21 protein-coding genes are annotated in these 22041 nt (G+C 54.3%); 11 read left to right on the forward strand and 10 right to left on the reverse strand.

Features of this window, described 5'->3' with window-relative positions:
- The first annotated feature begins 7 nt into the window (after nucleotides 1–7).
- Nucleotides 8–1231 (forward strand): NADH:ubiquinone reductase (Na(+)-transporting) subunit F, encoded by a 1224-nt coding sequence (gene nqrF, locus AAAH10_RS15660; protein WP_343565272.1) that lies wholly within the window; start codon nucleotides 8–10, stop codon nucleotides 1229–1231.
- A 158-nt stretch (nucleotides 1232–1389) separates the two neighbouring features.
- On the opposite strand, the gene AAAH10_RS15665 is transcribed toward nqrF, so the two are convergent.
- The 4 genes from AAAH10_RS15665 to AAAH10_RS15680 all read right to left on the reverse strand — a co-directional run bounded on the left by AAAH10_RS15665 (nucleotide 1390) and on the right by AAAH10_RS15680 (nucleotide 6572).
- Nucleotides 1390–1953: a hypothetical protein gene (locus AAAH10_RS15665; RefSeq protein WP_343565274.1), complete on the reverse strand. Its 564-nt coding sequence runs from the start codon at nucleotides 1951–1953 to the stop codon at nucleotides 1390–1392.
- Nucleotides 1954–2148: 195 nt separating this feature from the next.
- Entirely contained in the window at nucleotides 2149–3399 is a 1251-nt protein-coding gene (locus AAAH10_RS15670; protein ID WP_343565276.1) for a carbonic anhydrase family protein, read from the reverse strand.
- Entirely contained in the window at nucleotides 3399–4208 is an 810-nt protein-coding gene (locus AAAH10_RS15675) for an outer membrane lipoprotein-sorting protein (RefSeq protein WP_343565278.1), read from the reverse strand. Before AAAH10_RS15675 ends, AAAH10_RS15670 begins: the two co-directional genes overlap by 1 nt.
- 15 nt (nucleotides 4209–4223) lie before the next feature.
- Nucleotides 4224–6572 carry an efflux RND transporter permease subunit gene (locus AAAH10_RS15680; protein WP_343565280.1) on the reverse strand — a complete coding sequence of 783 codons (2349 nt, stop codon included), beginning with the start codon at nucleotides 6570–6572 and terminating at the stop codon, nucleotides 4224–4226.
- A gap of 270 nt (nucleotides 6573–6842) precedes the next feature.
- Here AAAH10_RS15680 and AAAH10_RS15685 point away from each other — a divergent pair, with 270 nt between their 5' ends.
- The gene (locus AAAH10_RS15685; RefSeq protein WP_343565282.1) at nucleotides 6843–7445 is read left to right on the forward strand and encodes a TetR/AcrR family transcriptional regulator; all 603 of its coding nucleotides are present in this window, start codon (nucleotides 6843–6845) and stop codon (nucleotides 7443–7445) included.
- 133 nt (nucleotides 7446–7578) lie between these two features.
- Here the strand turns inward: AAAH10_RS15685 and AAAH10_RS15690 are convergent, their stop codons facing one another.
- Nucleotides 7579–8517, reverse strand: coding sequence for a GlxA family transcriptional regulator (locus tag AAAH10_RS15690; protein WP_343565284.1), 939 nt, complete (start codon nucleotides 8515–8517; stop codon nucleotides 7579–7581).
- 135 nt (nucleotides 8518–8652) lie between these two features.
- Here AAAH10_RS15690 and bcoG point away from each other — a divergent pair, with 135 nt between their 5' ends.
- From bcoG to AAAH10_RS15720, 6 genes are all read left to right on the forward strand, one after another.
- Nucleotides 8653–9570, forward strand: coding sequence for a 3-dehydrocarnitine:acetyl-CoA trimethylamine transferase BcoG (bcoG, locus tag AAAH10_RS15695; protein ID WP_343565288.1), 918 nt, complete (start codon nucleotides 8653–8655; stop codon nucleotides 9568–9570).
- Nucleotides 9570–10331, forward strand: coding sequence for an SDR family oxidoreductase (locus tag AAAH10_RS15700; RefSeq protein ID WP_343565290.1), 762 nt, complete (start codon nucleotides 9570–9572; stop codon nucleotides 10329–10331). Before bcoG ends, AAAH10_RS15700 begins: the two co-directional genes overlap by 1 nt.
- Nucleotides 10328–11761, forward strand: a complete 1434-nt coding sequence (locus tag AAAH10_RS15705; protein WP_343565292.1) for a carnitine 3-dehydrogenase — start codon at nucleotides 10328–10330, stop codon at nucleotides 11759–11761. Before AAAH10_RS15700 ends, AAAH10_RS15705 begins: the two co-directional genes overlap by 4 nt.
- 152 nt (nucleotides 11762–11913) lie before the next feature.
- On the forward strand, nucleotides 11914–12225 hold the full coding sequence (locus tag AAAH10_RS15710) for a hypothetical protein (protein WP_343565294.1): 312 nt from the start codon (nucleotides 11914–11916) through the stop codon (nucleotides 12223–12225).
- Between the two features lie 123 nt (nucleotides 12226–12348).
- Nucleotides 12349–13122: a GDSL-type esterase/lipase family protein gene (locus tag AAAH10_RS15715; protein ID WP_343565296.1), complete on the forward strand. Its 774-nt coding sequence runs from the start codon at nucleotides 12349–12351 to the stop codon at nucleotides 13120–13122.
- 104 nt (nucleotides 13123–13226) lie between these two features.
- Nucleotides 13227–13655 carry a hypothetical protein gene (locus tag AAAH10_RS15720; RefSeq protein WP_343565297.1) on the forward strand — a complete coding sequence of 143 codons (429 nt, stop codon included), beginning with the start codon at nucleotides 13227–13229 and terminating at the stop codon, nucleotides 13653–13655.
- 69 nt (nucleotides 13656–13724) lie between these two features.
- On the opposite strand, the gene AAAH10_RS15725 is transcribed toward AAAH10_RS15720, so the two are convergent.
- A complete protein-coding gene (locus tag AAAH10_RS15725; protein ID WP_343565299.1) occupies nucleotides 13725–14588 on the reverse strand; it encodes a LysR family transcriptional regulator in 864 nt (287 codons plus the stop codon).
- Nucleotides 14589–14728: 140 nt separating this feature from the next.
- On the opposite strand from AAAH10_RS15725, the gene AAAH10_RS15730 reads away from it, so the two are divergent.
- Nucleotides 14729–15151 carry a cupin domain-containing protein gene (locus AAAH10_RS15730; protein WP_343565301.1) on the forward strand — a complete coding sequence of 141 codons (423 nt, stop codon included), beginning with the start codon at nucleotides 14729–14731 and terminating at the stop codon, nucleotides 15149–15151.
- A gap of 70 nt (nucleotides 15152–15221) precedes the next feature.
- On the opposite strand, the gene AAAH10_RS15735 is transcribed toward AAAH10_RS15730, so the two are convergent.
- The 3 genes from AAAH10_RS15735 to AAAH10_RS15745 form a co-directional block, all read right to left on the reverse strand.
- Nucleotides 15222–16367, reverse strand: coding sequence for an alpha-hydroxy acid oxidase (locus AAAH10_RS15735; protein WP_343565303.1), 1146 nt, complete (start codon nucleotides 16365–16367; stop codon nucleotides 15222–15224).
- Between the two features lie 27 nt (nucleotides 16368–16394).
- Nucleotides 16395–18461 carry a TRAP transporter large permease subunit gene (locus AAAH10_RS15740; protein ID WP_343565305.1) on the reverse strand — a complete coding sequence of 689 codons (2067 nt, stop codon included), beginning with the start codon at nucleotides 18459–18461 and terminating at the stop codon, nucleotides 16395–16397.
- Nucleotides 18462–18600: 139 nt separating this feature from the next.
- On the reverse strand, nucleotides 18601–19650 hold the full coding sequence (locus AAAH10_RS15745) for a TRAP transporter substrate-binding protein (protein WP_343565307.1): 1050 nt from the start codon (nucleotides 19648–19650) through the stop codon (nucleotides 18601–18603).
- Between the two features lie 363 nt (nucleotides 19651–20013).
- Between AAAH10_RS15745 and AAAH10_RS15750 the strand changes: the two genes are divergently transcribed.
- Complete coding sequence (locus AAAH10_RS15750) at nucleotides 20014–20814, forward strand: FadR/GntR family transcriptional regulator (RefSeq protein ID WP_343565309.1); 801 nt, start codon at nucleotides 20014–20016, stop codon at nucleotides 20812–20814.
- Nucleotide 20815: 1 nt separating this feature from the next.
- Here AAAH10_RS15750 and AAAH10_RS15755 read toward each other — a convergent pair whose 3' ends face one another.
- Nucleotides 20816–21403 carry a TetR/AcrR family transcriptional regulator gene (locus AAAH10_RS15755; protein WP_343565311.1) on the reverse strand — a complete coding sequence of 196 codons (588 nt, stop codon included), beginning with the start codon at nucleotides 21401–21403 and terminating at the stop codon, nucleotides 20816–20818.
- Nucleotides 21404–21561: 158 nt separating this feature from the next.
- Between AAAH10_RS15755 and AAAH10_RS15760 the strand changes: the two genes are divergently transcribed.
- Nucleotides 21562–21963, forward strand: coding sequence for a DM13 domain-containing protein (locus AAAH10_RS15760; protein ID WP_343565313.1), 402 nt, complete (start codon nucleotides 21562–21564; stop codon nucleotides 21961–21963).
- Nucleotides 21964–22041: the final 78 nt, after the last annotated feature.

The following is a 22041-nucleotide window of genomic DNA, read 5'->3' on the forward strand; positions in this document are numbered from 1 at the left end:
GGCTTAATTGGCTACCTTTGGATTAGGCATCCTGCTCTTTACCCTGATCGTCCTGGCTCTGGTGACAGTCATTCTGGCTGCCCGTTCCAAGCTGGTTTCGACGGGCAATGTCAACATCACCATCAATGGCGAGAAGACTGTGTCCGTGCCTGCTGGCGGAAAGCTGTTGCAGACGCTGGCCGAACAGAAGCTTTTTGTTCCTTCTGCCTGTGGCGGTGGTGGCACCTGTGCGCAGTGTCGCGTGCGTGTTCACTCCGGTGGCGGTTCCATCCTCCCGACCGAGGAAAGCCATATCACCAAGCGTGAAGCCTCCTGTGGTGATCGTCTTTCCTGTCAGGTTGCGGTCAAGCAGGACATGGAAATCGAGGTTCCCGAAGAGGTCTTCGGCGTCAAGAAATGGGAATGTACCGTTCGTTCGAACGACAACGTTGCGACTTTCATCAAGGCGCTTGTTCTGGAACTGCCGGAAGGCGAGGATGTCAACTTCCGCGCCGGTGGCTATATCCAGATCGAGGCTCCTGCCCACAAGCTGAAGTACAGTGACTTTGATGTTCAGGACGAATACCGGGAAGACTGGGACAGATTCAATCTCTGGCAATATGACTCCGTCGTGGACGAGCCGATTGAGCGCGCCTATTCCATGGCGAACTACCCGGACGAGAAGGGCATGATCATGCTGAACGTCCGTGTGGCTTCTCCACCCCCCGGTACACAGGGCATCCCTCCCGGGAAGATGTCCTCCTACATCTTCAACCTGAAGCCGGGTGACAAGGTGACCATTTCCGGTCCCTTTGGCGAGTTCTTCGCCCGTGAGACCGAGAAGGAAATGGTCTTCATTGGTGGTGGTGCGGGTATGGCGCCCATGCGCAGCCACATCTTTGACCAGCTCAAGCGTCTCAAGAACAAGGATCGCAAGATTACCTTCTGGTATGGCGCGCGTTCCAAGCGCGAGATGTTCTTTGTCGAGGACTTTGACGAACTGGCTGCGGAGTTCCCGAACTTCACCTGGCATGTGGCCCTGTCCGATGCGCTGCCGGAAGACGAGTGGACCGGCTACACCGGATTTATTCACAATGTTCTCTATGAAGAATATCTGAAGAACCACGCGGCACCGGAAGATTGCGAGTTCTACATGTGTGGCCCGCCCATCATGAACAGCTCGGTCATCAACATGCTCCTCGATCTGGGAGTGGACCGTGAAGACATCATGCTTGATGACTTCGGTGGTTAAGTAAAAACAAATCGGCCAGAACTTTCACGGTTCTGGCCGATTTGCTTTTCAGGGATGTTTCATCGTCTGAACAAACAATCCGCTGAAGTTTGCAGGCTTTGGGAATTTTCGGCAGATGTGAAGAGTTTTCAAGCGTCATTCGGGACAAGGATTGAACGTTATCTTGAATCTCTTGTGCTATCTCGCTGAAGGGCGAAGGATTTCATGGCGTTGTGGATAACATCGCCAGTTTTCCGGACCATTTCTGAATCTTTCTCGAGATAGTCGCTGTGAGCTGCATTTTCGAACAGGGTATAGCTGACGGGCACTGTCCGGAGCCATTCCAGCGATGGCCTGCCCGGGTCCTGGCTGCCGAAGAAAACATGCGCGGTAACAGGAATGGCTGTTTCATCTCTCAGACGGGTTGAAGACACACAAAAGAGGCCAAGGAGTGGAACAGCCTGAAAGGCGGCTGTTTTCCAGAGAGCTGTGCCTCCGGCGCTGTAGCCCAGTCCGAAGCAGTGCTTTTCCTTTGTCATCATTTCTGTGAGGGTGGCCACGGCTTTGTTCATTCCTCTATCCTGAAACAGATAGCGGTGTAATGCCTCTCCTGAAAGCTCTGGCCGACCAGCCAGTTCATTCAGAGCATGATGGGAAACCTGATCTGCCAAAGGTAGTCTGGTAGAGAGGCAGGACGGGAGTTCCGGTTTGCAGAAGATGTCGGAGACAACAAAGAGTTTCATGTCTTTCGCCTTATTGCCTGTTGGGAGGCATGTCAAGCTGGCGGGAGGCAATCTGTCGATCAGGGGAAATGACAGCAGGTCCGACATTTTTCTGAAAGGTTTTGAAAGTCGGAACAGGTTGCCGTTTGTCCGGTTTACCAGGAACAAAGCCCCGGCGTTCAGACCGGGGCTTTGACGGATTGCATCTGCAGAGGCTCAGAAATAGTAGTTCAGCCTGATTTCTGCGAAATCGTCCTGACGGGTGTCGAACAGCAGGTCGTTTCTGCTGATGTTGTCAGAGATGTTGAGTTCTGCTTCAAGTGTCATGTTGTCGTTCAGGCGGGTGTCGGCCTCGATCAGGAAGCTGCGTCCCTGATTGAGACGGTCCACGACAACACCGGCGAGGAAGTCTGTGTCGTCCTCGTCGTTCAGCGTGATGCGGGTTCCGACAAAGATGTCGTCATCAAAGATGGTTCCGGGGGCTGTTTCATCCCGGTCATCATAGTGATATTCGACCAGAAGACCGAGATCACCGTAATCCCCGACAATACCGAAGAAGGTGTACTCGAAACCACCGGAGACAGCATGGAAGTCATCTCCCTGGCCTGTGCGATAAATGCTTTCCAGCTTCCACAGCCAGGCATCGTAGGTGGCCTGAATATCGGCACTGGTCTGGTTGATGATATCGTAATGGGGAACCAGCACAGAGTTGTCCGGGTCAAAGAGCAGGCGGGGTTCGCGGCTGGTGCCGTAAAAATTCGCCAGGCCGATATCCCAGTCGCCAAGAACAGCGGAATAGCGCACGGCAAAGTCCGGATGAAGTTCTTCCAGATCATTGTCGTAGACCGCACGATCCGTGTCGACAGGAATGGACGAGCGCAGACGGCCCTTTGTGCCGGGGAAGGTACGTTCCCGGAAGTAGGGCATGGTGATGAAGTTGAAATCCCCGTATTCGCTCTGGATACCCAGATTGATCAGGGGCTGACCCAGCTTGTCCTCCCCGTCGGGAGCCTCGACAGCATCTGTCTGGTTGACAATGTCGACAAGGTGACGGGATTCCGTTACCCCCCAGAAGACCTTGTCGATCCCGACACGCAGATCCCAGCCATCATCAATGTGGAGGTATTTCAGTTCCCGGATGTCAAAGTGCCGTCGTTCATCATCCTGCGGGTCCAGTCGTGCAAAGGGGATGAAGTCGATGCGATCATCCCCGTCATTCCATTCATAGCTGAATTCCGGCTGCAGAACGACAGAGGGATTCAGGTGCTGATCGCGCTGGCCCGTGTGGATCGCATCCTGGGGGAAGAGGCGCAGGTCAAACCCGATGAACCCGGTTGCTTCGAAAACGCCATCTCCCGGCAGCCAGCTTTCACCAGCGTGGGAAAGGGGGGCTGAAATCAGCCCCCCGCCACCAAGTAACAGGCCCAGAGCAATGGTTTTCAGGGTTGCTTGTCTGAAACCGGGCATTACTTGACTCGCTTGAGAGAGTTTTTGGTGAGATCACTTTCCTTGAGGCCTGTACGAAACTTGATCTCTTCAAAAACCAGTCGGGTTTTCTTGCCGGTCTGGTGGTTCTCGACATACATGTCGTGAGCGCGCCAGTACTGATCGAGATATTGGCGGAAGTCGCTGAAGGTCAGGGTCTTGAGCAATTCGCCCTTGCGATCGAAATAGTCGATTTTCTGCTGGCGGTATTCGCTGAGATCATACCAGACGATCTGGCGGGTGTAGCCCGAGTTCTCGTAGGTGGGGATTTGCTCGATCACGGCGCACTGCAGATCACCACAGGGCTCTTCTCTCAGCCATTTGTAGGTGTATTTCTTGAGCTCCTGGGCCGAGAGATCCTCATAGGCAAATTCGGATCCGACAAAGGGACCGGATTTGTTTTTGGAGGAAATGCGTTTGACCCTTTTGAGCGCAGGCAGATAAAGCCACTGGTCATCCGGGTCCAGGATTTTTGCAAAGCTCAGGAAGGCAGTGCCTTTGACATCGCGGGGTTTCTGAAAAACGGTCAGGCTTTTGTCGCCGGTATCGGGGTCCGGAATCTCGAAGATTTTCTGAATCATGGAGCGCACACTCTGTTCGCCGTTCCTGTTTTCCAGAACCATTTTCATGACTGATTGGGTATCGCCGAAGCCCTGATCGCGCTTGTCCCATTCGGTTGCAACCGCCAGTCCCCTTGCTTCGGGAGTTTCGTTTGCAAGAGCAGGGAGCGAGACGCTCGTCAGTGTGAGAGCAACAGCTGTTGCTGCAGAGAGTAGGTGTTTCAACATCATAAAGGATCTCCGTGTTTATTCTGCTGCCTGGGAGGCTGTCGGGCGGTCCAGTGAGGCGGATTGTCTTTTCCGGTCAAAGGCCAGCAGAAGCGGGGGAAGCAGGAGGAAGTCGACGAGCAGCGCAAAACCGATGGTGATGGCTGTCAGCAGTCCCATATCGGCATTCAGGCTGAAGGAAGAGAAGGCCAGAACGGCAAAGCCCATGACCAGAACGGCGGTTGTAACCCAAAGAGCCATGCCGACTGTCTTGAAGCCATAGCGAATGGCATCCTCGGGACTTTCCTCGCGTTCGCGTCTGGCGCGTACATACTTGGAAAGGAAGTGAACAGAGGCATCCACAATCAGTCCGAGAGATGTCGCGGCAATGACGGATACAGCCAGGCCCACCTGTCCGACAAACAGGCCCCATACCCCGAATGCCATGGCTGCAGGAACCATGTTCGGGATGAGGGAAATCAGACCGAATTTAAGTGAACGCAATGCGAGCACCATGGAAAAGGAGATCAGAACGAAAGCCAGGGCCGTGCCACCGAGCATGGATTTGATGTTGCGGTCCGCAATGTAGGCGAACATCACACTGGCTCCAGTGCCCTCTGCAACCATCGGCTCAAGACCGTTTTCTCGCAACCATTCCCGGCCGGCTTCAGCCATCAGGCGCATGTCATTGGAGCTGACATTGTCCAGTGTGACCGTAATGCGGCTGGCCGACTTGTCCACATTGATCTGGCTGTTCAGATCAAGACCGTAAGGCAGGGACATCTCGTAGAGCAACAGATACTGGGCTGCCAGTTCGCGGTTGTCCGGCAGGATGTACCAGTCCTGATCGTCGGCATGCATGGACTTGTTCAGGCGTTTCATGGTGTCCGTGATGGTGTTCACGTGGATCACGCCCGGTTGTGTGCGGTACCACTGAGCAAACTCCTCCAGCCTGAGGAGATAGTCCGGATCCGAGACACCACCTGAATCACCGCTGCCAACCGAGTATTCGATCTGGTAGATGCCTGTCAGGTTCTCGCGGGTGAAATCACTGTCTACACGGAAGGGGATGCTTTCATCAAAGTACTCGACGAAGCGGTCATCCAGTGTGATCAGGGAAATCATCGATGTCAGCCCGATAATCAGTGCGGACATCCCGATCAGAAGCTTCTGACGCTGGCGAATCACGAACTCGCCCAGACGTTCCATGACAGAGGATTTTTCTGCAGGGACGGCCTTCACCCGTACAGGCAGGATTGCGACAATGGCAGGAAGGAAGAAAACAGACAGAACCCAGGCGGCCATGACACCAACTGCGGAGATGTTGCCCAGATCGCCAAAGGGTGGAGAGTCCGAAAAGTTCAGGCTCAGAAAACCAATGGCTGTTGTGATGGAGGTCAGGAAGACCGGCTGCATGTTCACACGCAGGCTCTCGACAATGGCATCACGCTTGCTCTTTCCATGGCGCATTTCATGGAACATGGTCACCAGAATATGCACGCAGTCCGCAATTGCGATGGTCATGATAATGGTTGGTGCTGAAGCGGATGGAGGGGTCAGCGGGATACCGGTAAAACCGGCAAAGCCCATGGCTGACATGGCAGAAAAGATAACGACCAGCAGGGTCATGATGGTTCCGACAACGGAGCGCAGGAAAAGCAGCAGGGCGACGACGATGATCCCGAACATCAGCGGGATCAGGGTCTGCATGTCGGCCTGTGAAGCGCGGGGGAAGGAATTGCTCAGAGGCGCAAGACCGGTCAGGGCAACTTCGAGATCAGGGTGGGCCTCACGCAGGTCGTTTGCCATTCTTTCGGCAAACTCCACAGCAGAACGCAGGGCTGTTCCGTCATCCTGCGGTAATTGCAGGGTTACAGAGACGCCGGTGGTGCGCCCGTCATCAGAAATCAGGCGTTTCATGATCGCCGGTTCAGAGCGGGAAATGCGCGCGATTTTCTCCAGGTCTTCCTGTGAGAGCTGCGCTGTCTCTTCAACCAGATCGGCGACAATCAGGTCGTCTTCCTCGGCTTCCGTGTGCTGGAAATTGGTAATGGAATCAACACGAATGGAAGAGGGAATCTGCCAGGACTGTTCTGTCAGCTCCCGGACTGTTTCCAGCCATTGCGGGGTAAAGACAGTTCCGTTTTCAGGTTTCAGGACAAAGAGGATGTTATCGGTTTTGGTGTAGATATCCTGAAAGCTTTCATAAGCATTCAGTTGCGGATTTTCATCACTGAAGAAAACGCGATAATCGCTGGTAAAGGCCAGATGACGTCCGCCGGAGGCTGCACCCAGAACTGCCACAAGTGACAGAAGCAGGACCAGCCAGCGCCAGCGGATGACAGCCTTGCCATAGGACACCCACAGGTTATCCATAAATTTGCTCATGGCTTTTGCTCCGAAAATGTACCCAGAAAGCATCATTCGGGGAGAAACCCATCCACCACTGAATTGGGGATGATGGTGGATGGGCTTTCGGTCTCAGCCAGAATAGGCTATGACCGTGGGGGACAGATGAATGACACCAAGTAAACTAATCGGTGCAGTTTACATGAAAATGAAACCGTGTAAACTATACAGTGTAGTTTAGTAAGGAGACACGCTTTGGAAAATGGTGATTGCACCATTGGAACTCATGGAAAACAGGGCCTTTCAACCTTGACGCGGAGCGAAAAAAAACGTGCCGCGATCATGGAAGCCGGCACGCGAATCTTCCTTGAGAAGGGTTTTGACAACGCTTCAATGGATGAAATTGCGGCGGCGGCTGAAGTTTCCAAGCGTACTGTCTACAGCCATTTCGGCTCCAAGGAAGAGCTGTTTTCCCGGGTTATGTATGAAACCTGCGAAGCGAAATGTGCCTTTTTGTGCAGCATTATGGATCTCGATATCCCGGTCGGGGAGGCCCTGACACTTTTGGGGCGTGGTTTTCTGGACATGCTTTTTGACCCGCAAAGCATCATGATGATCCGGGCCATGACTGTGAATGCCGGGCATGATCAGACTGCGGCACAGGGCTTTATTGAGCAGGGGCCCAAAAACAGCAGCCGGATGCTGGCGGATTATCTGGAAGAGCAGACAAGGCGTGGAAAGCTGAAGGTCGGGAAGCCCGATCTGGCAGCGCAGAGCTTTATGTCTTCCCTTTTTGGCTACAGGCAGATTGAGAGTCTTGTGGTGGAAGGTGCTGCCCCGACACCGGAAGAACGCGAAGCCATGGTCAACAACGCTGTGGAAATCTTCCTCTATGGCGTTGTGGGACGCTAGGGGTTTTCTTCTGCCAGCGAAGAGGAGGCGCTTGATGGAGGCCTCCGCATAAAACCTCATCCCGCACAGGATCAGATGCAATTACCCCCAATGACCCGGTCGGGCAATGAAACTGTATGTTTCTTCCTCAGGGTCATGGTTCCCTGCCTTTACTGTTGTTGCCTTGCCGCAGTGTTCCCGGTGGAAAGCCGTAAATTCCCTTGAAGGCCTTTGAGAGAGAGGGGGCTCCTGAAAAGCCGCATCTCAGGGCAATTTCACCCAGGGGAAGCTGGGTTGAAAGAACGAGATCCCTTGCCCGGGACAGTCTCAAAAGCTGGTAGTAGCGGCCCGGCGCAGTCCGGATTTCAGACAGAAAGAGCCTGTGCATGTTGCGCAGGGACATGTTCGCTTTTCGGGCCAGTTCCTCAAGAGACAGGGGCTGTTCCATATTGTCAGACATCAAGGTCAGGAGCCGGTGCAGCCTGGGAGAGCCTCTGGGGCTGAAGACGGGGGAGGCTTCTCTGGTCTGGCTGATGTCGTGCAGAAAGAGGGAGGAAACGTCGAAAGCACAGGCTGCGCCGAAGTTTTCCTCGATAAAATCCAGCATCAGTGCCATGGCAGAAGAAGCTCCTCCGCAGGTCCAGATCTTGCCATCCTTGACAAAGGTTTCCTCCCGAACGTTCAGATCAGGGAAGGTTTCTGCAAGTTCGTTGAGCAATTGCCAGTGCGCTGTTGCCTCTTTGTCCTTCAGCAGTCCTGCCTTTGCCAGCAGCCATGTGCCTGCGTCTGCCCCGAGTATCGAGGCACTCTTCCCGGACAGGCTGTGCAGCAGTTTGGAGGTCCGGCTGTGTGCATGGGTCTGGTAATGGTAGCTGGACAGAACAATAAGCAGATCGGCGCGTACCAGATCCTGCCAGTTCTGGTCGGGGGCAATTCTCAGGCCGCTTGAGCTCTTTATCGGCTGATTGTCAGGGGAGAGAATCACCCAGTTTATATCCGGGCTTTGCTGATCGCGGACGGCGCGCAGGGGTTCAAGCAAACAGGACAGGACCATGTTTGAAAAGCCTTCAAAGAGCAGAACTGCGACATGCATGACCAGATTGTCCTGAACAGATAATGATTTTGGCATAATAGGAAAATTCAATTGAAGAAGGCAAGACTATCCTTTTTGTCAAAGATCGGCGATTGCACCTGGGTGCCGGATCGCGACCAACAAGGGAGGCTTCACGTGCCATTACAAATGAACCGCGACGTTTTTATCACCTGCGCCGTTACAGGATCCGGCAGCACACAGGACCGTTCTCCACATGTGCCGCGCAGCCCCGAGCAGATTGCCAATTCTGCCATCGAGGCTGCCAAAGCCGGTGCGGCTGTCGTCCACTGTCACGTCCGCGATCCGGAAACAGGCAAACCGTCACGCAAGCTCGAGTACTACCGCGAGGTCACGGACCGTATTCGCGATGCGGATGTTGATGTTGTCCTGAACCTGACAGCCGGTATGGGCGGAGACATTGTTTTCGGTTCCACCGAATCCCCGTTCCCTGTGAACGAGGATGCAACAGACATGATCGGTGCCTCCGAGCGTATGGCCCATATTCGCGAGTGTCTGCCGGAAATCTGTACGCTGGACTGCGGTACCATGAACTTTGCCGAAGCAGACTATGTCATGACCAATACACCGGGCATGCTGCGGGCCATGGGCAGCATGATGACAGAGCTTGGTGTCAAGCCGGAGATCGAAGCCTTTGATACCGGTCATCTGTGGCTTGCAAAGCAGCTGGTTGAAGAGGGAACGCTGAACTCTCCCGCACTTGTCCAGCTGTGCATGGGGATTCCGTGGGGCGCACCGAATGATCTGAACACCCTGATGGCGATGGTGAACAATGTCCCGTCGGACTGGACCTGGTCTGCTTTCAGTCTGGGCCGTGACCAGATGCCCTATGTTGCTGCTGCTGTTCTGGCCGGCGGCAACGTGCGGGTTGGTCTGGAAGACAATCTCTTCCTTGAAAAGGGCGTTCTGGCAACGAATGCCCAGCTGGTGGAGAAGTCTGTCGGTATTATCGAAGGCCTTGGTGGTCGCATTATGGGACCGGAAGCCGTGCGCGAGAAACTTGGCCTGACCAAGCGTGCTCCTGCAGCAAAATAATGCGCAAAGTCCTCGTCACAGCAGGAGCCTCGGGCATCGGGCGTACGATAGCGGAACGCTTTATGTCCGAAGGAGACAGTGTTGCAATCTGTGATGCTGATCCTGCTGCTGTGGCAGAGTTTGCACAGCGAAATCCTGAAGCCATCACCGGGGTTGCCGATGTGACCTCCGAAGAACAGATGGACGCTTTCCTTGCCCGGTTGGAAGAGCTGTGGGGGGCTGTTGATGTTGTCTGTTCCAATGCGGGGACCAGTGGACCTGCCGGACCGATTGAGGATCTGGATTATGCGGCCTGGCAGGAGTGTGTGGCAACCAATGTCCACGGAGCATTTCTGACCTGTCGCTGGGCCGCCCGCATCATGCGCAGGCAGGGTCACGGTCTGATCACCCTGACTTCATCGACGGCCGGGATCGCCGGTTATCCGATGCGCAGTCCCTATTCTGCGGCAAAGTGGGCGCTGGTCGGTCTGACCAAAACCCTGGCGATGGAGCTGGGCGGTGACGGGATCCGGGTCAATGTGATCTGCCCCGGTGCCGTCGAGGGACCGCGGATGGACCGGGTGCTGGCCATTGAGGCCGAAGCCCGGGGCCTTTCCGAGCAAGAGGTCAGGGAACTTTACGTCAGGGGCGTGTCCCTGAAGACCTGGGTGAAGGCCGAGGATATCGCAAACATGATTCATTTCCTGGCATCGGAGGCCGGGGCAAAAATTTCGGGACAGGTTTTGTCCATTGATGGTCATACGGAGACCCTTGCACCATGAAAAGAACAGCAACAATTGTCGGTGGCGGCGTAATCGGCGGCGGATGGGTCGCACGTTTTCTTCTGAACGGCTGGGACGTGAAGGTCTTTGATCCTGATCCCGAAGCCGAACGCAAAATCAATGAGGTGCTGGATAACGCAAGGCGCAGCCTGCCGGCACTCTACAATGTCAGCTTGCCTTCGGAAGGGGCGCTGGTTTTCTGTGACAGTCTGGAAGAGGCCGTTGCGGGCGCTGAATGGATTCAGGAATCGGTTCCGGAACGTCTTGAGCTCAAACACAAAATCCTGGGCGCCATTACACAAGCAGCGGATGCCAATGCGATTATCGGTTCCTCTACATCGGGCTTCAAGCCATCCGAACTGAACGAGAAAGGGGCCCGTGCGATCGTGGCGCATCCGTTCAACCCGGTTTATCTCCTGCCTCTGATCGAATTGGTGGGCGATGCAACACGCATGCAAAGGGCAGCAAAAACACTGCGCTCTGTCGGAATGTATCCGTTGACCGTCCGCAAGGAGATCGATGCGCACATTGCTGATCGTCTTCTGGAAGCCGTCTGGCGCGAAAGCCTGTGGCTAGTGAAGGACGGTGTGGCGACAACCGAGGAAATTGATGAGGCCATTCGCATGGGCTTTGGCCTGCGCTGGGCCCAGATGGGCCTGTTTGAGACCTACCGCATTGCCGGGGGCGAAGCAGGCATGAAACACTTCATGGCCCAGTTTGGTCCCGCTCTTGAGTGGCCCTGGACAAAACTGATGGATGTTCCCGAGTTCACAGATGAACTGGTGGACCTGATTGCAGGACAGTCTGATGAACAGTCCGGTCATCTGTCCATTCGCGAACTGGAGCGCCTGCGGGATGACAATCTGGTCGGCATGATGCGGGCCCTGCGCCAGTCCGGCAGTGGCGCGGGCGGTGTGATCAAGGCCCATGAAGCTGAACTGGCAAGGGTTTCATCAAGCCAGGGTGAACTTCCGGTTACGGTGCGTCGCCAGATCCCGTCCAGCTGGACCGATTACAACGGACATATGAACGAGGCGCATTATCTGGAAGCTGCATCGCAGGCAACGGACCGTTTCATGTCCATGATCGGGGCTGATGCCGATTACATTGCATCCGGAAAAAGCTACTTCACAGTTGAAAGCCACATCTGTCATCTGGACGAGATGGTCGAAGGCGAAGAGCTGACCATCACGACACAGGTCCTGATGGGCGAGGGCAAGAAGATGCAGATTATCCATTCCCTTTTGAAAGAGAACGGAACTGTTGCGGCGACTGTTGAAAGTCTTTTGCTGCATATGGACCTGAAAGCACGCAAGTCCAGTGAACCTGATGCACAGGTGTCCGAGAAACTGGCTTTCTATGTTCAGGCTCATGCTGCGTTGGAGCGTCCGGAACAGGCCGGGCGCTATACCGGCCAACGCAGAGCTTGAGCGTCAAAACACAGAGACTTGTTTTGACAGTATGACTGGGGTGGGGAATTCTTTCCCTGCCCTCTTTTTTTGGAGAACAGGTCTTGTCCGCTGTCATCAGATTCTTGCTGTTCCTGCTTCTTTTTCAGATGCCGTTCAGGGCTATGGCAGAGGTGGCGTTTCACTACTACGGTGCAATTGACTGTCCGCCCTGTGTCGCGTTCAAGAAGGAGGGGCTGCCTGTCGTTTCACGCGCTGGTCTGAAGAACGGCTTTGAGGTCAGAGTGCATCAGCTTGCCAAAACCGTTGATGTTTTCAGGGTCGGGTCCTTTGGCTCGGCTGACCCCCTGTTGAGAGAAGCCGCACTGGAACTTGATAGCCTTTACCCGCCAGTTTTTGTCATCACTCTGGATGGAGCCCTGTATTCCTCTCATGGTTTCGAGTGGGAAGAAGCCCTTGAGGCTGCCAGATCGCTTGCACGGTAACAGGACTGTTTTGTCCATAGGCGTTTGTGCAATCATTCTTTGCTTAAATGCCTAAGGTTATTGCTGCTCATTCTTCCCAAATTCTGCTCTGAAGGTTCATCGCAAGACCCAAGGAGCGCACAGATGATGAAAATCCTCAGACCTTTTGCTGCCTTTGCTGCAGCCGGTTTATTGACCCTTTCTGCCACGGTAACTTTGGCCGCCGAACCGGCAAGGATACTGACCTACGGTGATTCGAACACCTGGGGGTGGCAACCCGTATCCGGTCAGGGCTTCCCGACCGGGCGCTATGATGACCGGACCCGCTGGAGCGGCGTTCTTGAAAGGGCGTTGCAGGGGCAGGCGGTTGTCACTGTTGATGGCATGGTCGGGCGTACGACGGATGTTGACAGCACAGATGCCGGTGAAATTTCCGGCGAGAGCTTCAATGGTAACCGTTCTCTGCCAGCCATTGTCGCCCGTCAAAATCCTCTGGATCTGGTTGTGATCATGCTGGGAACCAATGATGTACAGGCCGGACGCAAGACTGACCCCGTTGATGTTGCCGCTTCTGCCTTTGCAATGGCACGCCGTGTCGGGAATATGGATCAGGCGCTTTTTTCAACCTACAGGGCTCCGCAGGTTCTGGTGATTGCTCCTCCGCCTCTGGGGGATACATCCGGTTCCGGTCTGGCAGGACTTTTCAGTGCAGGTGAAGTGCCTTCCAGAGGTTTTGCCAGGGCCTTTGCAGCGGAAGCCGGGAAAGCGGAAAACGCTGGGGTTCTGTTTTTTGATGCAGGCAGTGTCATCAGCACGGATGGTTCGGACGGGATTCACTTCTCGGCCAAAACACACAGGGTGTTGGGAGAAGCCGTGGCTGCCTTTGTGAAGGCAGGCAAGGTGCTGGAACAGCAATGATATCTGATATTTCCGTTACAGGGTCTGAAATCGGCCCGTTCATCATTCGGGAAAGCAAGCGAGGTTTCCCGAAGACAGCAGTTTTCCTTTCAGGGATGGTTTTCATGATTGAAAGATATCTTTTCGTGCGGGCTCTTGTTCGTGGTTTTCTGACGGTTCTTTTTGTATCGCTTTCCTGTCTTCTGACACCGGCCTGGGCAGAGAATGACGGGGAGAGGGACGTCGCCTTTCACTTCTATGGAGCATTCGACTGTCCGCCCTGTATGGCGTTCAAACGCGATGGCTTGCCTGTTGTGGAAGCTTCGGGAGAGGAACTGGGTTTCACTGTGCGGGCCAATCTGATTGAGAAAACCCGTAATGTTGCAACACCTGGAGCCTATGGAGAGGCTGATCCCCTGTTGCGCGAAGCCGGTTTGCAGATGGACAGGGTTTACCCGCCGGTCTTTTTTGTCACCCGGAAGGGGGAAATCCATTCTGTTCATGGGCACGACTGGGAAGAGGCATTGAAGACGGTTCAGTCGCTGGTGCGATAATGGACAGGGGCTGTTAGAGGCTCAGGTTGCAGACCGGAACAAAAAGCCCTGCCGTTTGGCAGGGCTTTTTCAGTTGTCTGTAATGTGTTTCAGAAAACGGGTGAAAGCCTGAATGCGCGGGTTCTGTTTGTTGCTGGGATGATAGAGGCACCAAAGCTCTGTTTTGTCTTTTGGTGTTTCTGTTTCCAGCACTGTCAATCCTTCCAGAACAGGTGGCAGGTCAGGCAGGATCGCCAGCCCCTGACCAAGCTTTGCGGCCTTGATCAGCAGGCCCATTGAATCAAAACCTGTGATGGTTCTGTACTGCTGTACTCTGTTGGAAAACCACTTTCGCACAGGGTGCTGATAGAGCATGCCTCCGGGCAGAAGCCAGTCGCCATTGCAGAGAAGCTCACTGTGATTTTGGGCCTTTGCCCAGTATTCGGGCGTGCAGACCACCCTGTATCCCAGTTCTTTCAGGAAATGGCCAATCATCTGTTCCGGTGGTTGGGACGAGGGCCTGAACGCAACGTCGACATCGCGTTCCCAGAGCTTTGCAAACTGGTTGTTTGTATCAAACTCCATATCCAGATCAGGATGTTTTTGTCGGAATGCCTGAAGATTGGGAAGGATATAATATTCCAGCAGCAGATCGGTCGTCGTCACACGCAGCTTTCCGGTCAGGTGACTGTCCTGCTCCGCACCCAAGGCGTTGGCTTCTGCCAGTGCGTCACTGATCTGGCGACCTTTCCCGGCAAGTTCACTGGCAAGGGGAAAAGGGTGAAATCCCTTTTTCGAGCGTGAGAAAAGTGGCTGTCCGGTTTTTTCCTCAATGCGTTTGATGGCCCGGAAAACAGAAGAGCTGTTCTTGCCCAGTGAAACGGCAGCCTTTTCCAGTGTCCGTTCCTGACAGAGAGCCAGAATGACCAGGAGTTCTTCACTGTTGAGATGCATGGGCGTTCCTGAATTGCTGTGATGCAAAAGGGCTTATTTTGTCATCCAGACTAAAGCACTAGCTTCATGACTGTAAACAGAACCCGTGATTGCCGGAGTTCTGGAGAGACCGTTTCCACACCTTTTGAAAGGAAAAATCAATGCGTTTTCTCAAGTGGTCTGCAGCCGTGCTTCTTTCAAGCCTGACTCTGTCCGGTGCCCAGGCGGACAGCGGCCTCATGACCAGATTTGAAGAGATGAAATGGGTACCGATTGAAGGCACGCCCATGGAGCTGACAATCCTGTGGGGAGATCGCGAAACAGGGCCCTATGCCATGTATCTGAAGATGCCTGCCGGATTCCGGGTTCCGGAGCATGCGCACACCTATGATTATCGGGCTGTGACAATGCAGGGAGAATGGGAGCACAGCTTTGCCGGGGAAACAAAGGTGTTGCCTGCCGGTTCCCTTGTTATCCAGCCGGGCAATGCCTTCCACGGAGATGCCTGTGTCGGTGAAACAGACTGTATTCTGCTCATTACCCAGGACGGAAAGGGGGACGCAATTTTCCACAGTCACGAATAGTGCGTGAACGGCGAGGCTTTGCACGCGGCGGCTCTTTTCCTGTATGGCAGGCAAGAGCCGCCTGTGCGCATTATCGGAAACGCAGGTTGTCCGGCGAGAGTTCTTCGACGGATTTGCAGCCCATCAGACGCATGTCCCGTTCGATTTCCACCTTCATCAGCTCCAGTGCACGTTCAACGCCGTTCTGACCCGCAGCGGCAAGCGGATAGAGATAATAGCGGCCAACCCCGACGGCCTTGGCCCCCAGTGACAGGGCCTTGAGCACATGTGTGCCACGCTGGACACCGCCGTCCATCAGGACGTCAATCTGTCCGCCCACCGCATCCATGATTTCCTTGAGCTGGTCGAAGGCAGCCCGCGATCCATCCAGCTGACGGCCGCCATGATTGGAGAGGACAATACCTGTACAGCCGATCTCGACGGCCTTTCTGGCATCCTCAACAGACATGACGCCTTTCAGACAGAATTCGCCATCCCACAGCTGGACCATCTCTGCGACATCATCCCATGTCATTGCGGGATCAAGCATGTCGGTAAAATAGCGACTGATGGAAAGGGCATCTCCGCCCATGTCGATGTGGGCATCAAGCTGTGGAAGACTGAAAGGCTCGTGAAACAGGTAGTTCAGCCCCCAGGCGGGTTTGATGGCGAACTGGATCATGCCGCCCAGTGTCAGGCGGAAGGGGATCGAGAAACCGGTGCGCTTGTCGCGTTCCCGGTTCCCGCCTGTGATGCTGTCCACTGTCAGCATCATGATGTTGACGCCAGCCTCCTTGGCGCGTTCCATCATGGCCCTGTTCAGTCCCCGGTCCTTGTGAAAGTAGAACTGGTAAACCTGCGGATTGTCGTAGGTTTTGCGAACCTCTTCAAGTGAGACGGTCCCCAGCGAGGACACGCCGAACAGGGTTCCGTACTTTGCCGCAGCTGCCGCAACGGCGTGCTCGCCCCTGTGATGAAACAGGCGTTGCAGAGCCGTCGGGGAGCAGTAAACAGGCATGTCCAGTTTCTGTCCCATGACGGTGGTGCTCATGTCGATATCGGACACCCCCCTCAGAACATTGGGAACCAGATCACAGCTTTCAAAGCTCTGGGCGTTTTGCCGATAGGTGACTTCGTCGTCGGCAGCCCCGTCAATGTAATTGAAGATGGGGCCGGGCAGGCGGCGCTGTGCCAGACGACGAAAGTCGTGGAAGTTATGACAGTCTGTTAGTCTCATTTCTTTGTCTTACTCCGAAAGAGCTCCTCAATAGGCAACAGAAGGAAGCCAGGTGGCCAGTTCCGGTAACAGGAAGACCAGACTCAGGCCGAGAAGCTGGAGCAGAACAAAGGGAACGATCCCGCGATAGATATCCGTCAGCTTGATGGAGGGCGGACAGACACCTTTCAGGTAGAAGAGAGCAAAGCCGACGGGGGGCGTCAGGAATGAGGTCTGGAGTGCGACGGCAACCAGAATGACAAACCAGATCAGGACGGGTTCATCCAGAACGCCATAGCCTTCGATATCCAGTCCCAGACCCGCCACGATCGGACGCATGAGCGGCAGGATGATCAGGGTGATCTCGATCCAGTCGAGGACAAACCCCAGCAGGAAGACGATCAGCAGAATGAAAACAATGGTCATCTCCGGGCCGAGACCTGTCGAGGCCACCATGTGTTCGATCAGTTCGTCACCACCCAGTTCGCGCAGAACGTAGGAGAAAACAGTGGCGCCAAGGAAAATGGCAAAGATATAGGCTGTGGTGTTGAGGGTCGAGATCAGCACCGACCTGAGCTTGGACCAGTTAAGCTTGCGATAGCCAAGAGCCAGCAGTGTTGCGCCCAGTGCGCCAATACCGGAGGCCTCTGTCGGTGTTGTCAGGCCGGCAAAGATCGAGCCCAGTACGGCGAGGATCAGGCCGAGGGTTGGCAGCACAGCAATCAGAACATCCTTGATGGCGGCCCAGTCCGGGCTTGCAGCATCTTCCGGAACCGGTGCGACATCTGCTTTCACATAGGAAATGAGGAAGATGTAAAGCAGATAGAGGAAGCCGATCAGTACGCCGGGGAACAGGGCAGCCATAAAGAGATCGCCAACAGAGAGCGCCATCTGGTCCGCCATGATCACCAGCATGATGGAAGGGGGAATGAGAATGCCCAGCGTACCTGAAGCGGAAACGACACCTGCAGCAAGCGAGGGGGAATATTTCTGCTGCATCATGGTGGGCAGGGACAGAACGCCCAGCAGGACAACGGAAGCACCGATGATGCCTGTTGATGCGGCCAGAATAATCCCGATCAGTGTCACGGTGATCGCCAGACCACCGCGCGTACGGCCAAAGAGCTTTTGCATGGAACTCATCAGTCGCTGGGCAACGCCGCTTTCATCCAGCATGAGGCCCATGAAAATGAACATGGGCAGGGCAACAAGGACTGCGTTGGACATGGTCGCGTAGATCCGGTTGATCGTCGCGCCAAGTGTCAGGTAATCGAGCCCGGTCAGGGTGCTTTCCAGACCTGTCCAGAGCATGAGGTCATTGTCGAAAAGGTAGGCCACGCCACAGTAGGCAATGCCAATGCCCGAGAGGCTCCAGGCAACGGGGAAACCGGTAAAAAGAACGGCGACAAAGGAGATAAACATGGCGATGACCAGTTTCTCTTCCGTTGTCTCCACCAGAAAGGTCAGGGCATAACCCACAAGCGCAAAGCCCAGCAGGCTCAGGAAAAGCACCCTGATGTTTTTGCCAATGCGCTCGCCCTCTGCATTTTTGAACAGGGCATGGACATCGTGAATCAGACGCGCCAGTGCCGCAATGCCGACCAGAACAAAGGAAATCGGAATAACAGCTTTGAAGGCCCAGCGCGCGGGCAGACCGGTCGGGCTGTCCGAGCGCTCGTCTACGCGAAAGGAATCATAAAAGTAGTCATAGCCCTGATCGATCATCAGATAGATGAAGGGGACCATCAGGGTCAGAATGCCAATGACCTCGATAACGCGTCTGGCCCGGATGCTCAGCTGGTTGTGGATCAGATCCACCCGGACATGGCTGTCCGTTGTCAGGGCGTAGGACAGTCCCACCATGGTGGTCAGGCCATAGAAGTGCCACTGGATTTCATCAAGCTTGGGAAAGTTCAGGTCAAAAAGATACCGGAGTGTGACCTGAATGGTGATCGCAATAATCAGCAGAAGGTTGGCCCACATCACAGTGTGCCCGACGCCCTTTACAATCCGGTCAAGGAAGTCGGCAATCGGCTGATGATCGTTTTCCTTGTGTTCCAGAATGCTTTCGTAGGTGGCTATGGGATCGTCATGGTTATGATGGGGAACGCTCATTATCGCAATGTCCATGTCTGTTTTTGGCTGCCTGTCGCCTTTGTTCTCGGGCGATGAGGGGCCATGGTTATCCTGATCGTGGAAATGCCAAGAGGCGGAGCCGGATGATCCGGCCCCGCCCTTTGGGTCTTACGCCTGATTAGCGAGGAAGGAAGGCATTGTCCTTCCAGATCTGATAACCGTCGCGGAAGGTTTTGAGATCAGCATAAACCTTTGCAAAGAATGGGTCCTTTGCTGCCTCTTCCTTGGCGACTTCTTCCCAGGTTGCCTTGTAGGTATCAAGCATTTCCTGGGACCATTTCTTGATTTTCACGCCGTGTTTGGCAACGTTTTCCTGCATGACAGCGTGCTGGATGGCTTCACCTTCGGCGAAGCTGTCAGCCATGGAAGCCTTACAGGCATTTTCCAGAATGGCCTTGTGCTGGGCGGAAGCGCCGTTCCAGACGTCCTTGTTGATCAGGACCTCATAGACAGTTGCCTGCTGGTGCCAGCCCGGGAAGTAGTTGTACTTCACAAGCTTGTAGAAGCCCAGACGGGTGTCGACTGCCGGCATGGAGAATTCGCTGGCGTCAATCGCACCTTTTTCCAGAGCCGGGAAGATTTCACCACCGGGCAGCAGGGATGTGGCGACGCCCAGTTTTTCCATCACTTTCCCGCCAAGACCGAAGAAACGCATTTTCAGGCCCTTGAGATCTTCGGGAGAGTTGATTTCCTTGGCGAACCAGCCGGAAGTTTCCGGCGCTGTGACAGCACAGGGAAGAACCTTCACGTTGAAACCGGCCTGGTCGTACATTTCCTGATAGAGTTTCAGGCCATTGCCGTAGTAGAGCCACGCCATGTACTCACCGGCTTCTGGGCCGAAAGGCACAGCCGAGAACAGCGGAGCGGCCGGAATTTTACCAGCCCAGTACCCTGCGGTGGTGTAGCCGGAGTTGATCTTGCCGGACGAGACAGAGTCAAGAACCTCGAACGGAGGAACAAGCTTGCCCGGCTCATAGATTTTCATTTTGAGAGTGCCGCCTGACATCAGGTCCAGCTGCTCGGCAAGACGTGGCATCGGGCTGCCCAGGCCTGGCAGTGCAGTGGCAAATGCAATCGGTGTTTTGAGAAGTAGTTTGTCCGCTGCGTGAACAGCCGGTGCAGTCAGAATGGCTGCAGCTGCAACCAGACCCAATAACGCTTTCTTCATGTTTTCCTCCAGTTCAACAAGTTGTGCTTTCGGTGTTGTTTCCCGATTTTGCACATTTACGAGACCTCTTTGATTGGATCTCTTATTCAGTCATTCTTCATATTAGAATTGGTTCTTTTTTTGAACCTTTGTTATGATTGGTTTATAAAATAGACCAATGCGACAAATCAACTCTTTTCTTGTATGATGGATTAGGCTTTTCGAACGGGAAAGTGCAGAAACCTGACAGTTTTTGGCTTTTTCTTGGTGACTTTTAACGCAAAAACAACAATAAGAGCTTGCCAGAAAAGGGAACAAAAGAGAAGCCCCGTGCAAATGAAGGGGCGACAACCAGCTCTGGCAAGGGACGCGGAGGAACGAGCGATGGTGGTGGAAACAGCTTTTTTCGAGAAGATCGAACATGCTTCGGTCGTGGATGCCGTCGTCAACCAGATCGAGGGACTGATTGTTGCCGGTGTCCTCAAGGAGGGGACGCGCCTGCCGCCTGAACGTGATATGGCACAGATTATGGACGTGTCGCGCCAAAAGCTCCGGGAAGCGCTGAAACAGCTTGAAAATTACGGTTTGATTCGCGTGCGCCACGGAGAGGGAACCTTTGTGGCCCCGCTCACCGGAACGGCCTTGTCTCCGGCGATGCTGGATCTTTATTCCCGCCATGAATCAGCCTTCATGGATTATCTGGAATACAGAAGGGAACAGGAAGGCTTTGCTGCGTCTCTGGCTGCAGAACGGGCGACAACTGTCGATCGCGAACTTTTGTCCAGCATTATGGAACAGATGAAAGAGGCGCACGGGAAAGGCAATCTCAAGCTCGAGCAGGAGCTTGATATGAGGTTCCATACCGGGATTGTCGATGCGAGTCACAATTCGACTCTCATTCACATGATGGGCTCAATCTATGAACTGACCCGCCGCGGTGTCTTTTTCAATCGTGATTTCCTGTGGTCCATGCCGGGTACCGGACAGAGCCTGCTGGAACAGCATATTGAAATCGGGCAGAGCATTCTGGACGGAGATTCCGAAAAGGCCCGGGATGCAGCCCATGCACATATCGATTTTGTGGCCAAACTTTCTGCGCTGGGTAAAACCCAGGAAGAAAGAGAGCGAATTGCAAAGAAGCGGACAGCCCTTCTTATCGAGAAGCTGGAAGGGCAGGACGGCTGATTTACAGCTCGATCAGGAATTGCAACCCTTCATCCCGCGCTTCCTTCAGGCTGTTGACGGGGGTTCCAGCCTTGGCCATAACCCGCAGGCCGAAGTACAGGCTGACAAGCTGTTCGGCACGGGCCCTGTTTTTGGGATTGCCGGGCCGCAGTTTTTCCAGCCCGTCGAAAACACCCTGCCTCATCAGATCAATTGCCTGCAGGACGATTTCCTGAACATCCTCATTCTGCGGTGCCTGTTCCACTGCTGCATTGCAGAGGAAGCATCCTCTTCTGTCCCGGGCCGTTTCGACAGGCTCTATGGGAAGTCCCAAAAAGATGTGGAAGGATTCTGTCCGTTCACTGGTCGATCTCTCCTTTGATTCGGAAAACAGATCTGCTGCTGCTTTGGCTTCTGTTTCGCAGTAGCTTCGCAGGGCCTGAAGATAGAGCGCGCGTTTGTCACCAAAGGCAGAATACAGACTGCCTTTGCCGAGTCCTGTTGTTTCCATCAGATCGGCGTAGGACGTGGCCTCATAGCCCTTGTCCCAGAAAAGCCGAACGATTGCCCGGAGGATGTCGTCCTTGTCGAATTCGCGTTGTCGGGCCATTTGGAGCTCCTCACAAAACTGTGACCTTCTTGTTCTTGACCGACTGGTCCACATTGCCCATTATCTGGTTTGTGGACCGAATAGTCCAGAAAAGATTTCAGGCCCAAATTCACGGGTAACCAGAGACAAAACACAGTCTCGATAACCGGAGCAAGAAAATGTTGAAAAAACTGTTGGCTACACTGGCTGTCATTATGGCTTTCGCTGTCCCTTTCCAGGCTGCATCTGCGGGTCAGTCTTCTGATGTTGTTCAGGCGGGCACTTTCGAGGGACGCAGCGATCATATTGTGAAGGGTGGCGTTTCCATTCTGAAGACAGCATCCGGCTACATTGCTGTTCTGGAAAAGGACTTTGATCTGGATGGGGCTCCTGCACCGACACTGGGTTTTGGCAAGGGTGAAAAGTTCGATGCCAGCACAGAGTTCACCAAGCTGCACAATGACAAGGGCCTTCAGGTTTACGCGATCCCGGCGAATGTAAACCCGGCTGACTATGACAGCTTCTTTGTGTGGTGTGCAGACTTCAGTGTTCCACTGGGTGTCGCGAAGCTCTCCAAATAAGAGCTTCTCTCTTTTCCAAAGGTTTAGCGTGTTCCTTTGGGGAATTGGGGATGGGAAAGGCTGGTCTGAACAGGCCGG

It is taken from the genome of Carbonatibacter coralli, assembly GCF_039592655.1.
In the GTDB taxonomy this organism is placed as follows: Bacteria; Pseudomonadota; Alphaproteobacteria; order Kiloniellales; family Kiloniellaceae; genus Carbonatibacter; species Carbonatibacter coralli.